At 70.1% G+C, this 13,623-nt stretch carries 13 protein-coding genes; 4 read left to right on the top strand and 9 right to left on the bottom strand.

The features are described from left to right. Both PSK12I2_RS0108660 and PSK12I2_RS0108655 read left to right on the top strand, forming a co-directional pair. Positions 1-1,182 carry a M20 aminoacylase family protein gene (locus tag PSK12I2_RS0108660; RefSeq protein ID WP_074583461.1) on the top strand — a complete coding sequence of 394 codons (1,182 nt, stop codon included), beginning with the start codon at positions 1-3 and terminating at the stop codon, positions 1,180-1,182. Between the two features lie 102 nt (positions 1,183-1,284). Continuing rightward, positions 1,285-2,151, top strand: coding sequence for a hypothetical protein (locus tag PSK12I2_RS0108655; protein WP_044341165.1), 867 nt, complete (start codon positions 1,285-1,287; stop codon positions 2,149-2,151). A gap of 21 nt (positions 2,152-2,172) precedes the next feature. Here PSK12I2_RS0108655 and PSK12I2_RS0108650 read toward each other — a convergent pair whose 3' ends face one another. The 9 genes from PSK12I2_RS0108650 to arnB are packed head-to-tail and all read right to left on the bottom strand — an operon-like array spanning position 2,173 to position 12,646. After that, positions 2,173-3,855 carry a glycosyltransferase family 39 protein gene (locus tag PSK12I2_RS0108650; protein ID WP_037007618.1) on the bottom strand — a complete coding sequence of 561 codons (1,683 nt, stop codon included), beginning with the start codon at positions 3,853-3,855 and terminating at the stop codon, positions 2,173-2,175. Then, the gene (locus PSK12I2_RS0108645; RefSeq protein ID WP_027598081.1) at positions 3,855-5,252 is read right to left on the bottom strand and encodes a UDP-glucose/GDP-mannose dehydrogenase family protein; all 1,398 of its coding nucleotides are present in this window, start codon (positions 5,250-5,252) and stop codon (positions 3,855-3,857) included. The genes PSK12I2_RS0108650 and PSK12I2_RS0108645 overlap by 1 nt, the downstream gene beginning before the upstream one ends. Continuing rightward, positions 5,249-5,650: a 4-amino-4-deoxy-L-arabinose-phosphoundecaprenol flippase subunit ArnF gene (arnF, locus tag PSK12I2_RS0108640; protein WP_027598080.1), complete on the bottom strand. Its 402-nt coding sequence runs from the start codon at positions 5,648-5,650 to the stop codon at positions 5,249-5,251. Before arnF ends, PSK12I2_RS0108645 begins: the two co-directional genes overlap by 4 nt. Continuing rightward, the gene (locus PSK12I2_RS0108635) at positions 5,647-5,988 is read right to left on the bottom strand and encodes an EamA family transporter (RefSeq protein ID WP_007161489.1); all 342 of its coding nucleotides are present in this window, start codon (positions 5,986-5,988) and stop codon (positions 5,647-5,649) included. The genes arnF and PSK12I2_RS0108635 overlap by 4 nt, the downstream gene beginning before the upstream one ends. Beyond that, positions 5,985-7,628 (bottom strand): lipid IV(A) 4-amino-4-deoxy-L-arabinosyltransferase, encoded by a 1,644-nt coding sequence (gene arnT, locus PSK12I2_RS0108630; protein WP_027598078.1) that lies wholly within the window; start codon positions 7,626-7,628, stop codon positions 5,985-5,987. The genes PSK12I2_RS0108635 and arnT overlap by 4 nt, the downstream gene beginning before the upstream one ends. Then, positions 7,625-8,506, bottom strand: a complete 882-nt coding sequence (gene arnD / locus PSK12I2_RS0108625; protein WP_027598077.1) for a 4-deoxy-4-formamido-L-arabinose-phosphoundecaprenol deformylase — start codon at positions 8,504-8,506, stop codon at positions 7,625-7,627. The genes arnT and arnD overlap by 4 nt, the downstream gene beginning before the upstream one ends. 11 nt (positions 8,507-8,517) lie before the next feature. Then, positions 8,518-10,497, bottom strand: a complete 1,980-nt coding sequence (gene arnA / locus PSK12I2_RS0108620; RefSeq protein WP_027598076.1) for a bifunctional UDP-4-amino-4-deoxy-L-arabinose formyltransferase/UDP-glucuronic acid oxidase ArnA — start codon at positions 10,495-10,497, stop codon at positions 8,518-8,520. 14 nt (positions 10,498-10,511) lie between these two features. Continuing rightward, on the bottom strand, positions 10,512-11,501 hold the full coding sequence (gene arnC / locus PSK12I2_RS0108615; protein ID WP_027598075.1) for an undecaprenyl-phosphate 4-deoxy-4-formamido-L-arabinose transferase: 990 nt from the start codon (positions 11,499-11,501) through the stop codon (positions 10,512-10,514). Further along, positions 11,498-12,646 carry a UDP-4-amino-4-deoxy-L-arabinose aminotransferase gene (arnB, locus tag PSK12I2_RS0108610; protein WP_027598074.1) on the bottom strand — a complete coding sequence of 383 codons (1,149 nt, stop codon included), beginning with the start codon at positions 12,644-12,646 and terminating at the stop codon, positions 11,498-11,500. Before arnB ends, arnC begins: the two co-directional genes overlap by 4 nt. A gap of 299 nt (positions 12,647-12,945) precedes the next feature. Between arnB and PSK12I2_RS0108605 the strand changes: the two genes are divergently transcribed. Both PSK12I2_RS0108605 and zapA read left to right on the top strand, forming a co-directional pair. Further along, a complete protein-coding gene (locus PSK12I2_RS0108605; RefSeq protein ID WP_007161495.1) occupies positions 12,946-13,221 on the top strand; it encodes a hypothetical protein in 276 nt (91 codons plus the stop codon). Beyond that, positions 13,218-13,508 (top strand): cell division protein ZapA, encoded by a 291-nt coding sequence (zapA, locus tag PSK12I2_RS0108600; protein WP_027598073.1) that lies wholly within the window; start codon positions 13,218-13,220, stop codon positions 13,506-13,508. The genes PSK12I2_RS0108605 and zapA overlap by 4 nt, the downstream gene beginning before the upstream one ends. The last annotated feature ends 115 nt before the right edge of the window (positions 13,509-13,623 follow it).

Here is a 13,623-nt window from a genome sequence, read left to right as displayed (position 1 = left end):
ATGAGCCTTGCCACCGCTGCGGATCAAGACGCCACCGCCCGTCATATCGCCGGCTACCTGCCGGACATGGTCGCCCTGCGCCGCGACATCCACCGCCATCCCGAACTGGGTTACCAGGAACAGCGCACCAGCGACCTGGTGGCCGCCGCCCTCGCCGGCTGGGGCTACGAGGTCCATCGCGGCCTGGGCGGCACCGGGGTGGTCGGTACCCTGCGCGCCGGCAGCGGCAGCAAGGTGCTGGGTATCCGCGCCGACATGGACGCCCTGCCGATCCTGGAGACCACCGGCCTCGATTACGCCAGCCAGCACCCGGGCCGCATGCACGCCTGCGGTCACGACGGCCACACCACCACCCTGCTCACCGCCGCCCGCTGCCTGGCCGAGACCCGCGCCTTCGACGGCACCCTGCACCTGATCTTCCAGCCGGCCGAGGAAGGCCTGGGCGGCGCCCTGAAGATGATGCAGGACGGCCTCTTCGAGCTGTTTCCCTGCGACCAGGTGTTCGGTCTGCACAACATGCCCGGCGTGCCCACCGGCAAGTTCTGCTTCGTCGACGGCGCCGCCATGGCCTCGTCCGACACCGCCCTCCTGCGCATCCGCGGCCAGGGCGGCCACGGCGCGGTACCGGACAAGGCGGTCGATCCCATCGTCGCCAGCGCGGCCACGGTGATGGCGCTGCAGACCGTGGTCTCGCGCAACGTGGCGCCGCTGGATACGGCGGTGATCACCGTGGGCAGCATCCACGGCGGCGAGGCCTCCAACGTCATTCCCGATGCGGTGGAGATGAAGCTGACCATCCGCGCCTTCCAGGACAGTACCCGCGACCTGCTGGAGCAGCGCATCGGCGCCCTGGTGCGCGCCCAGGCGGAAAGCTTCGGCGCCACGGCCGAGCTGGACTACCAGCGCGGCTATCCGGTGCTGGTCAACCACGACGGCCCCACCGCCTTCGCCCGCCAGGTGGCGATCGAGCACTTTGGCGCCGAGGCCCTGCACCCCTTCGCGCCCATCCCGGCCAGCGAAGACTTCGCCTACATGCTGCAGCAGGTGCCCGGTTGCTACCTGTTCGTCGGCAACGGCCCCAGCGCCAACCTGCACAACCCGGCCTATGACTTCAACGACGCCCTGCTGCCGGTGGGCGCGCGCTACTGGGTCAAGCTGACCGAGGCCTTCCTCACCGCCTGAGGCACCGCCCCGCCGGTACTTTCACCCAGGGTGCCGGCGACGGATTCTTCACGTGCGGGCCGCTAGACTGCCCGGTCATCGTTCTGCCACAGAGAGATCGTCATGCGTCGTGTTCCGCGCCTGGGCTGGCGCCAGGGTCTGGCGCTGGGCGTCGCCGTGCTGGCCGCCGGCTTCGCCTATCCGGCCTGGCGGCATTTCCATCCGGTCAGTGCGGCCGAGGGCTGGCGCTACCGGGAAGTCGCCGCCGACATCCCCATGGTCAGCGCCCTGGCCCTGGACGCCGATGGCAGCCTGTTCGTGACCCAGGAATTTTCCAGTCGCCGCGGCAGCCTGCTGCGGCTGCTGCCCAATGGCGAGCGCCAGCCGGTATTGGGCGAGCTGTCCAAGCCGGATGGCCTGGTGATGTTCCAGGGCGGCCTGGTGGTCAGCCAGGAAGGCGGACCGCTGCCGGTGTTTCTCCTGCGCGACGGCCAGCGCCAGGCCCTGTTCGACGGCAACGACGTCGAGGGCGTCGCCACCGATGGCCAGACCCTCTATGCCATCGAGGACCTGCCGCGCGGTCGCCTGCTCAGCTACGACCCGCTGCAGCGTCGCCTGGCGGTGCTGCGCGACGGCCTGGAAGAAGGCGAAGGGGTGGCCCGCTGCCCGGATGGCCGGCTGTTCTATACCGAAAAGGCCAAGGGCTGGGTCAAGCAGTGGCAGCCGGGAGGGACCGATACCCTGGTCGCCGCGGGTCTCGACGCGCCGGGCTTCGTGCAGTGTTCGGCCGACGGTCTGTGGATCACCGAAGACGCCACCCACGGCGCCCGGGTGCTGCTGGTGCAGCCCGATGGCCGTCTGGTCACGGTGCTCTCGCACCTGCGCTCGGCGCAGACCCTGATCCCGCGCGGCGACGGTCATTACCTGGTCGCCGAGCAGGGGCGCAACCGCATCCTGGAATTCTCGCGAGACGCCGGAGCCGCTCGCTAGGGCGAGCGGCTCCGGGGGACTTCAGGGCAGGCGATACACCAGGCAGGGATTGCCGTTGAGGCGGCGTCCCAGCACCGGGGTGAGGTCGGCCAGCGGGGTGCCCGCCAGCAATTCGCGGTCGTCGCGGGCGAGGATGATCCAGGCGCCGGACGGCAGGTGCGCCAGGTCCGCGACCTGCGGCCGGGCGATGAAGATCGGCTGCTCGTCGTGGTCCAGGTTCATCATGTAGCGGATCGCCCAGCTGTCCTGGCCGAGGCCGAAGAACACCAGGGGACCCGGCTGCTGCTGGCGCAGACCTTCCACCTGCTGGACGAAGCCGCGGGTGTCGTACTGCAGGTCCTGGGCCGGCTCCACCACTGTGACCAGCATCAGCCACTGGGCGGCCAGCGCCAGGGCGCTCAGCGTCAGCAGGCGGCGACTGCCGTCCAGCCGGCGGCAGCTGACCAGGGCGGCGATCTGCAGCAGGACGAAGGCCGGCACCAGCAGCGCCAGGGAGACATCCGGCCAGTAGCCGTGGCGCTGCCAGAGGTGACGACAGACCAGCATGGCCACCAGCGCCAGCCCGGGCAGCGCCAGCACCAGCGCGGTGTAGACCGGCGCGATGCGGCGGAACCAGCCCTCGGCGCGCAGGAGGCCATGGGCGGCGATGGCGGCCAGGAAGGGCACCATGGGCACCACATAGTAGGCGCGCTTGAAGTGCGGGATGGACAACCCGATCAGGATCAGCAGACCGCTGCCGGCCAGCCCCAGCAGCAGCCGGCGCTGGGCGGTGTGCGGCCAGGCCAGCAGGCGGCGGCGCTCGGCCGCCAGCACCAGCAGCGCCAGCGGCAGCACCGGCAGATAGCGATAGAGCCCCAGCTGCAGATAGAACCAGAACGGCTTGCCGCTCTCGTCCAGCCGGCCGGTGACCTGCATGTGCCAGACCTCGGCGGCGAAATCCGCCCCACCCTCGTGGTGGGCGAGCTGGATCAGCGTCCACCAGCCGAGGGCGAGCAGCGCCAGACCGGCCAGACCGTAGCCGAACAGCCGTTGCAGGGCGAGGGTGCGCCGGGCCGGTTCGCCCCAGGCCACCACCAGCCAGTAGAGGCAGACCACGCCGCAGGGCTCGATGAGGCCCAGCGGACCACGGATGGCGAAGCCCAGGGCGAACAGCGGCAGCACCAGCAGGCGGCGCAGCGGGCGACCGTCACGGTCGGCGCTGTAGAGCAGGTAGAAGCAGAGCAGCACCACCAGGGCGACCAGCTGATCCAGGCAGACCGCGCGGGCCTTTTCCAGCCACTGCGGGGTCAGGGCCACCAGCAGCACCGTGAGCAGCGCCCAGGCGCGGCGGGTATCGGCCAGCAGGCGATAGGTCAGCGCCAGCACCGCGGCCGAGGCCAGGGCGGTGGGCAGCACGTTGGCCAGGTGATTGGGCGCGCCGATCACCCGCGCGGCCAGCCAGCTCAGCCAGGTGGCGGTGCCGGGATAGTCCGGATAGGGCTGGCCGTAGGTGGTGGCGAAAAAGGACGGGCCATGGCGAAACATCTCGCCGAGAAAGACCGCCCAGCGACCGTCGAAGCCCTGGGGCGCCTGGTTCCAGATGCCGAGGGTGAACATCAGGGTGGCGATCACCCCGAGCAGCAGGCTTTCGCGGCGCAGGCGACTGGCCGCCGGCAGCGCGGCCAGGGGCGCGCTGCGTGGGGTCAGGGGCATGGGCGAGACCATCAGGCGGCGTCCACGCGGCGGGTGACCTGGGGACCGCCCAGGGCGGCGCCACGGCCGATGGCGAAGTACTCGATACCGCGACGCTCCATGCGCTCGGGATCGAACAGGTTGCGCCCGTCGAAGATCAGCGGCTGATTGAGCTGGCGGGCGATCAGATCGAAGTCCGGCGCCTTGAACTGCTGCCACTCGGTGCAGATGACCAGGGCATCGGCGCCGGCCAGGGCGGCCTCGGGGGTGCCCATCAGCGCCAGACGCTCGTCGTGGCCATAGAGGCGCTGGGCCTCGGCCATGGCCACCGGGTCGAAGGCGCGCACCTTGGCGCCGGCCGCCCAGAGGGCTTCCATCAGCACTCGGCTGGGCGCATCGCGCATGTCGTCGGTGTTGGGTTTGAAGGCCAGGCCCCAGAGGGCGAAGGTACGGCCGCGCAGGTCACCGTCGAAGTAGGTGTTGATGCGCTCGAACAGCTTGGTCTTCTGGCGCACGTTGATGGCTTCCACGGCGCGCAGCAGGTCCAGCTCCACGGCGTTTTCCTCGCCGGTGCGGATCAGCGCCTGCAGGTCCTTGGGGAAGCAGGAGCCGCCGTAGCCGCAGCCCGGGTAGATGAAGTGGTGACCGATGCGTGGATCGGCGCCGATGGCCTGGCGCACCGCCTCGATGTCGGCGCCGACGTGCTCGGCCAGTTCGGCGATCTGGTTGATGAAGCTGATCTTGACCGCCAGCAGGCTGTTGGCGGCGTACTTGGCCAACTCGGCGCTGCGCAGGTCCATGCACTGGATGCGGTCATGGTTGCGGTTGAAGGGTGCATAGAGTTCGCGCATCACGTCGCGGGCCACCGGCGAGTCGGTGCCCACCACGATGCGATCGGGCTTCTTGCAGTCGGCGATGGCGGCGCCTTCCTTGAGGAATTCCGGGTTGGAGACCACCTCCACGTGCAGGGTGCGGCCCTCTTCGGCGAGCACCTCGTGGATCAGCGCGCGGACGCGGTCGCCGGTGCCCACCGGCACGGTGGACTTGTTCACCACCAGCAGCGGATCGCGGGAGACCGGCTGGCCGATCAGCGGCTCGCGGCGCAGGCGGGCGATGGTCTCGGCCACGGCGAAGACGGCGGACAGATCGGCCGAGCCGTCGGCGGCCGGCGGGGTGCCCACGGCGATGAACTGCACGGCGCCATGGGCCACGGCCTCGGCGGCCTCATGGGTGAACACCAGGCGGCCGGCGGCCAGGTTGCTGCGCACCAGCTCTTCCAGACCCGGCTCATAGAGGGTCACCTCGCCGCGCTTGAGCTTGTCGATCTTGGCGCGGTCGATGTCCATGCACACCACCTGGTGGCCGACTTCCGCCAGCACGGCGGCCTGCACCAGACCCACGTAGCCGATGCCGAAAACGCTGATGTTCATAGGGTATTCCTCAGGGTGGGAGCGGCGCTGGCGCGGGGCCCGCCGACGAGGGCGACACCGGCCACGACCAGCGCGACGCCCAGGGTTTTCCAGGGGGTGAAGGATTCGGCGGCGCCTGGCAGCCAGGCCGCGCCGAGGTGGACGAAGACGTAGGAGAGGCCGAGCGCCGCATAGGCGCGACCCAGCGGCAGGCGTGCCAGGGCGGCCAGCCAGGCCAGCAGCGACAGGCCGTAGCAGAGGATGCCCAGGGCCAGCAGCAGCCCGGCCGTACTCAGCAACGACTCGGGCGCGCCGACCCAGCTGGCCATGGCCGGCAGCCGCACCAGGGCCGCGCGCAAGGCGAGTTGCGCCAGGGTGGTGAGCAGGATGCTCAGGCCGAGGGGCAGCAGGCCGTTCATAGCTGACCACCCAGCAATGCGGCGCCGGCGACGATGCACAGGCAGCCACACCAGGCGCGGGCGTCCACCACCTCGCCGAACACCAGGCGCGCCAGCAGGGTCACCGCCAGGGTGTTGAGCGACAGCAGGGGATAGGCGACGCCCACCGGCACCCGCTGCAGCACCGCGCACCAGACCAGCAGGGCCAGGCCCAGGCAGACCAGGGCGCCCCACAGCCAGGGCGAGCGCAGGCGTGCGGCCAGGGCATTGCCGGCGGCCACCGCGCGCTTCTGGCCCAGTTGGCCGGCGCTGGTGAGGCCGATCACCACGGCGATCAGCAGGCCGTCGAGGGCGGTCATGGCGTCGGCCTCGGATAGACCAGCAGCACCAGGCGCTCGCTAGCGATGCTCTCGCCGGGCTCGGGCAGGCTGTCGAGCAGCTGGCGATCGCTGGGGCCGTCGACCCGCAGGAGGATGGCCACCGGACCCTGGTCGCGATGGGCGGCGAGCCAGGCGGCCAGGTCGCGCTCTTCGATCAGCCGGCCGCTGGCCGGCTCGCGGGCGAAGCCGTACTTGAGTTCGCCCGGACCGCCCACCAGCACCACGTCATCGCGGTGGGTGGCCCAGGCCAGGCTGGCGGCCACGCCGAGATCGTTGCTGACCAGCAGGCCGGCATTCTTGAAGTGGCCGAGCTGGGCCTGGATGAAGGTGCTCGGCAGCTTGTTGTCGACCAGGCCGTTGGGCAGGGCGATGGACAGCAGCGGCAGCAGCACCCAGAGCGCCAGGGCCGGCGCCAGCAGGGTGCGCCGCGGCCAGACCAGCGCGGCCAGGCCGGCCAGCAGCAGCGCCAGGGGCGCCAGCAGGGCCAGGGCGCGGGTCAGGCCTTCGCCGCTCTCATAGAGGCGACCGCCATAGATCAGCAGGGCGGCAAGGCCGGCCAGGCCCAGCAGCAGATTGCACAGGCCGTTCAGGCGCAGGGCACCGGTGGCGCCGCGCCGGCTCGCCTCCTGCAGGGTGCGCGCCAGCAGCGGCACCAGGGCGGCCAGGGTCGGCAGCAGGTAGGTCGGCAGCTTGCCGCGGCTGAGGCTGAAGAACAGCAGCTGGCCGACCACGGCGATGCCGAGGAAGGCGGTGCCGCGGTGACGCCGGTCCTGCCAGAGCTGGCCCAGGGTACGCGGCAGCAGGCCGGCCCAGGGCAGGATGGCCAGCAGCAGCACCGGGCCATAGAACCAGAACGGCCGCTCATGCTGGGCATCCTGGCCGGCGAAACGCTGGATATGCTCGTGCCAGAAGAAGAAATTCCAGAAATCCGCATCGCGCCGGGCCACCAGCAGCGCCCAGGGGGCCACCACCAGGATCGCCACCAGCACCGCCAGGGGACCGCGGCAGAGCAACTCGCCCAGGCGCCGCTGCAGGAGGAAGAAGGGCACGGCCACCAGCACCGGCAGCACCAGGGCGAGAAAGCCCTTGGTCAGCAGGCCGCAGCCACAGGCCAGCCCCAGCAGCGCCCATTGCACCAGGGCCGCGCCGCGGGTCTCGGCAGCCTGGGCCTGCCAGAGGGCGAGCAGCGCCAGGGCCATCCAGAAGGCGAACTGGGCGTCGAGGGTCACGTAGGTGGCCAGCCCCGCCACGGCCACGCAGGAGAGATAGACCACCCCGGCGAGCAGCGCCAGCGGGCGGTCCTGCCAGATCAGCCGGGTCAGGCGCACCACCAGGGCGGCGGTGGCCAGGCTGGCCAGCAGTGGCACCAGGCGTACGCTGAACAGCGAGTCACCGAGCCAGGCCTGGGCGATGGCCTGGGTCCAGTAGCCGCCGATGGGTTTCTCGAAATAGGGCAGGCCGAGGAAGTGCGGCACCACCCAGTCGCCACGCCGCCAGAGTTCCTGGGCGATCTGCGCATAGCGCGACTCGTCCGGAATCCACAGGCCGCGCCAGGCCAGCGGCAGGGCATAGGCCAGCAGCGCCAGCGGCAGCAGCATCCACAGGCGACGCCGACTCATGCCTGCACGCCCAGCCAGCCCTGGCGGCCGGCCAGGCTGCCACGCACCAGATTGCCCGCGGGCAACTGGCGCGGATCGGCCGGCAGGCGATCGCCCAGGGTCAGGAACAGGATGCCCTGCTCCCGCGCGGCCTTGAGCAGGGCGCGGAAGTCATTGGCGAAGGCAATGCCTTCCACCTCGGCGTGCAGGGTGTAGACGTTGAGCGCCCCCGGACGGAAGCGCTTGAGCAGATAGCTGTTCCAGTCACCGGCGGCCAGCTCCGGGCCGACCACCTCGTCGAAGGTCGGCATGTCCACCGGCACCTGGGGGGTGCCGTGGCTGCCATTGCCCAGCCGCGGACGAAACAGCGCACTGCCGCGGCAATCGCTGTTGTAGCGGAGGCCGAAGGCCTCCTTGGCCAGCACCACGCGCGGATCGGCGCGCCAGCCGGCGGCGGCGGAGCAGTCGACCCTGGCGCCGAGGATGTCTTCCAGGGCCTGCAGGCCACGGCCGAATTCCTGACCTAGACGCTCCAGGCTCCAGCTGCCGGTATGGGCCTGCCAGGCGTGGTGATCCCAGGCGTGCAAGCCGACCTCGTGGCCGCGGGCGCGGGTCTCGCGCATCAGGTGACCGAGGTCGCGACCGATGGGCCGACCCGGCCAGGCGGTGCCGGCCAGCAGGATGTCCCAGCCATAGAGGCTGGCGGCCTTGGACCTCAGCATCTTCCACAGGAAGGTGGGCTTCACCAGGCGCCAGAGGTGGCGCCCCATGTTGTCCGGTCCGACGCTGAAGAAGAAGGTGGCCTTGACCCCGGCCTCGTCCAGCAGGTCGAGCAGCCGCGGTACCCCTTCGCGGGTGCCGCGATAGGTGTCCACGTCGATGCGCAGGCTGGCCGGGATCAGGGTGTTCATCAGGCCTCCCGCTGCGCCAGGGCTTCGCGCAGGAAGAAGTCCAGCGTCTTGCCGACGGTGGCGGCCATGGCCGTGGTCGGCTGCCAGTCGATCAGGCGGCGGGCGTTTTCCACGCTGGGCTTGCGGTGGGCCACGTCCTGGTAGCCGTCGCCGTAGAAGCTCTTGCTCTCCACCTCGCGGAAGCCGGCGAAGGGCGGGAATTCGTGGCGCAGCGGATGGGCCTCGAACTGGGCCAGCAGCTCTTCGGCCAGTTCGCGGATGCTCGCTTCGTTGTCCGGGTTGCCGATGTTGACGATCTGGCCGTCGCAGCGACCGCCCCGGTTCTCGATGATGCGGAACAGCGCCTCGATGCCGTCGTCGACGTCGGTGAAGCAGCGCTTCTGGGCGCCCCCGTCGACCAGCTTGATCGGGGTGCCTTCCACCAGGTTGAGGATCAGCTGGGTGATGGCGCGGGAGCTGCCGATGCGCGCCGAGTCCAGGCGATCCAGACGCGGGCCCATCCAGTTGAACGGACGGAATAGGGTGAATTTCAGGCCCTTGGCGCCGTAGGCCCAGATGACCCGGTCGAGCAGCTGCTTGGAGACCGAATAGATCCAGCGCTGCTTGTTGATCGGGCCGACCACCAGGTTGGAGCGGTCTTCGTCGAAGCGCTCGTCCTGGCACATGCCGTACACCTCGGAGGTGGACGGGAAGATCACGCGCTTGCCGTATTTCACGCAGTGGCGAACGATCTTGAGGTTTTCCTCGAAGTCCAGTTCGAACACGCGCAAGGGATTGCGGGTGTATTCGATGGGCGTGGCGATGGCCACCAGCGGCAGCACCACGTCGCACTTCTTGATGTGGTATTCCAGCCACTCGGTGTGGATGGAGATGTCGCCTTCCACATAATGGAAATTCGGATTGGCCTTGAGCCGCTCGATGGCATCGGAGCCGATGTCCAGGCCATAGACCTCGTACTCGCCGTCGGCCAGCAGGCGCTCGGAGAGGTGGTTGCCGATGAAGCCGTTGACGCCCAGGATCAGCACCCGGGTGCGGCGCTTGGCGCGGCGATCCTGGCGATGCAGGCGGGCACCGGCCACCAGGCCGGCTTCGCGGGCCAGTTGCGGACCGGACAGATAGAGGCCGTGGTCGCCCAGCTGGCCGGCCTGGATTTCCAGGACGCCCTCGCCACAGGCGATGCGCAGGGGCTCCAGGCTCAGCACGCTGCCGGGGGTCTGGCCATGGCTTTCCTGGCGGGCCTGGGCGCTCCAGACGATCAGCTTGCGGTCACCGATCCAGCCGAAGGCGCCCGGATAGGGTTGGGTCACGGCGCGCACCAGGTTGCCCAGTTCCACGGCCGGACGGCTCCACTCCAGCTCGCCATCGGCGGCGCTGCGGCGGCCAAAGGTGGTGGCCTGGCTTTCGTCCTGCTCGCGCTCGGTCAGCCGGCCTTCGGCCAGGGCCGGCAGGCTGTCGCGCAGGAGCGTCTGGCTGGCTTCGCGCAGCTTGGCGTGCAGGGTCAGGGCGGTGTCGTCGGCGGCGATGGCGACGCGTTGCTGGGCGACGATGGCGCCGGCGTCGGCGCGCTGGACCATGCGGTGCAGCGTCACGCCCGTCTCGGTCTCGCCGTTGACCAGCACCCAGTTGGCCGGGGCGCGACCGCGATAACGCGGCAGCAGCGAACCGTGGAGGTTGTAGGCGCCGCGCTTGGCGCAGGCCAGGACGTCGCCCGACAGCAGGTTGCGGTAATAGAAGGAGAAGATGAAATCCGGTTCCAGGGCGCGGATGCGCTCGACCCAGATCGGGTGGTTGACGTCTTCCGGCGCGTGCACCGGGATGCCGTGGCGGGCGCAGAGCTGGGCCACCGAACCGAAGAAGCGGTTTTCGCTCGGGTCATCCGGGTGGGTGAAGACGGCGGCGATGGGATAGCCGGCCTGGATCAGCGCGGCGAGGCCTGCGCAGCCGATGTCGTGGTAGGCGAAGACGATGGCGGTTTTCATCAGGGGCTTTCCTGTTACTGGACCTGGCGCAGCGGCGCCGGCGAAGGAGAAAGGGTGGCGGCGCGGATCACTTGTTCCACGTGGAACCGGGGCCGGGCACGGACGTCGTGGTACACCCGGCCGAGGTACTCGCCGAGCAGACCGAGGCCGACGAACTGGGCGCCGGTAAAGATGAACAGCACGGCGAACAGCGAGAACACGCCATCGGCCGCCCACTCGGCGCCGTGGGTGACGCGCAGCACCAGCAGCAGCGCGGCGAAGAGGAAGCCGAAGACCGCCAGGCCGCCGCCGAACAGGCTGAGCATGCGCAGCGGGGTGGTGGTCATGCAGGTCAGCAGGTCGAACATCAGGTTGATCAGCTTGAGGAAGCCGTACTTGGAATCCCCGTGTTCGCGCTCGGCGTGGGCCACCTCGATCTCGGTGGTGTGGCGGGCGAAGCTGTTGGCCAGGATCGGGATGAAGGTGCTGCGCTCGTGGCAGGCCAGCATCGACTGCACCACCTGGCGGCGATAGGCGCGCAGCATGCAGCCGTAGTCGCGCATGGCGACGCCGGTGGAGCGCTGCACGGCGCGGTTGATCAGCCGCGACGGCAGGGTGCGCAGGTAGGAATCCTGGCGCTGCTGGCGCACGGTGCCGACCACGTCGTAGCCCTGGGCGGCGGTGTGCACCAGGCGCGGGATCTCTTCCGGCGGATTCTGCAGGTCGGCGTCCAGGGTGATGATCAGATCGCCCCGGGCCTGCTCGAAGCCGGCGAGGATCGCCGAGTGCTGGCCGTAGTTGCGATTGAGCAGCACCGCCACGACCGGGCTGTCCGGCTCGCTGGCAGCCCGCTGCAGGATCTCGGCGCTGCGGTCGCGACTGCCGTCGTCGACCAGGATGATCTCCACCTGGCAATCCAGCAGGCGGCAGGCGGCGCGGGTGCGGCGCAGGAGTTCCGGCAGGCTGGCTTCTTCGTTGTAGACGGGGATCACCACGGATACCCGGTCGATGGCATAGGGCTTCATGCGCCTTTCTCCAGCAGGTCTTCGATGGCGCCGACCACGCGGTCGACGTCGGCGAGGGTCATGTCGGGAAACAGCGGGATGGAGCACAGCCGTGCCGAATTCCATTCGCTGTTGGGCAGCGCCAGCTCGGGCCAGCGCTCGCGGTACCAGGGATGCAGGTGGGTGGCGGTGAAATGGATGCCGGTGCCGATGCCGCGCGCCTTGAGGCCGGCCATGAAGGCTTCGCGCTCCATCCCGCACCGCTCGGGGCAGATGCGCAGGATGTAGAGGTGCCAGGCGTGGGTCTGGGCGTAGTCGGGCAGCGCCAGGGGCGCGACCGGCAGCTGGGCCAGGCGCTGGGTGTAGGCCTGGGCCAGCAGGCGGCGGCGGCTGTTGATGTCGCCCAGGCGATCCAGCTGCACCAGCGCCAGGGCCGCGTGGATGTCCGAGAGGTTGTACTTGAAGCCGGGCTCCTGCACCTGGGCCTGGGGCTTGCGGCCCAGGGTCTGGCGGTCGAAGGCATCCACCGCCAGGCCGTGGAATTTCAGTCGGCGTACCCGCTCGGCCAGGGTGGCGTCGTCGGTCACCAGCATGCCGCCTTCGGCGCAGGTCAGGTTCTTGATGGCGTGAAAGCTGAAGATGGCGGTGCCGCGCTGGCCGATGGGCTCGCCCTGGTAGCGGGTGCCGGCGGCGTGGGCGGCGTCTTCGATCAGCGCCACGCCATGCTCGCGGGCCAGGGCGCGCAGCGGGGCCAGGTCGCAGCTGGCGCCGGCGTAATGCACCGGCACGATGGCCTTGGTGCGCGGGGTGATGGCGGCGGCCACCTGCTCGGCGGAGACCATCAGGGTGTCGCGGTCGACGTCGACGAACACCGGGGTGGCGCCGATCAGGGTGATCATGTTGGCGGTGGAGACCCAGGTCAGCGAGGGGGTGATCACCTCGTCGCCCGGGCCGATGTCCAGCGCCAGCAGGGTCACGTGCATGGCGGCGGTGGCCGAGCACAGGGCCACGGCATGGGCGGCGCCCACCGAATCGGCGAAGCGCTCTTCCAGCAGGTTGGCCTGGGGCCCGGTGGTGATCCAGCCCGAGGTCAGCACCTGGCTCACCGCGGCCACTTCCTCGGCGCCGATGCTGGGCCGGGAGAACGGCAGGAAGGGCTCGTCCAGCTGGCGCGGGGCGGTGCTCTGGGACAGATCGGTCATGGCGGCTCATCCGAAGCGAGGGGCGCCGGAACAGGACAGCCGACGCGATGAGCCCAGGCTAAGGCGTCTTGCCTTACGGCCCCCTTAGCGCAACCTGACAACTGCCTGACAGCCGGTCAGCTCGCCGGTCACCCCCGTGAACCTCTTGGCAAACAAGGGCTTAGCCCACGACGAATGGGGTGCCGGTGGTCGGTGAGAGGCCTAGAATGCTGACCCCTGCCGCCTTGGCAGCCCCGAACCTGACACGAGAGACGACCGCGCCCATGCTGGACAACACCCTGAGCGAACTGGAAACCGCCATCCGCGACCTGCTGCAGCGCAACCAGCGTCTGACCGCCCGCACCCAGGAACTGGAGCAGGCCCTGCTGGCCGCGCGCGAGGAAAACGACACCCTGCAACTGAGTCTGCTGGAGCAGGAAGAACACGGCGCCAGCACCCGTCAGCGCGTGGAAGGCCTGCTGGCCCTGCTCTCCGCGCAGTCCGTCGAGCAGGCCGTGGCCGCCGACGCCGAGCAGCGCCACGCGGCCAGCGTCGAGTGAAGACCGCCAAGACGGGCGCCGACGACGAGGTGGAGGTGCTCGGTCGCCGCTACCGCTTCAAGGTGGCCGAAGGCGACCGCGCGGCCCTGCAACAGGCCGCCGCCCGCCTGCGCGACGAACTGGTCGCCATCCAGGGCGACCGCCGCCGCGGTGACGCCACCGAGCTGCTGGTGCTGGCCGCCCTGCGCCTGAGCCTGGACACCGCCGCCGACGCCGGCGCCCTCAATGCCCTCGACACCCGCCTCCAGGCCCTGACCGCCGAGGTCCGGGCGGCGCAGGAGGCGTAGGAAGCGGGTTGGAATAAGGGAGCCGCGCCGCGCGAAGCTACCGGCATGCGGAGTCACGATACCCGCGTGGAAAACGCTTTGCGGTTTTCCACCCTACGCCAGCCCCCCCCCCCCC

The organism is Pseudomonas sp. MOIL14HWK12:I2, from assembly GCF_000510745.1.
Classification (GTDB): Bacteria; Pseudomonadota; Gammaproteobacteria; order Pseudomonadales; family Pseudomonadaceae; genus Chryseomonas; species Chryseomonas oryzihabitans.
The sequence above is the reverse complement of the archived record's forward strand: the minus strand, read 5'-3'. Positions and strand labels throughout refer to the sequence as shown.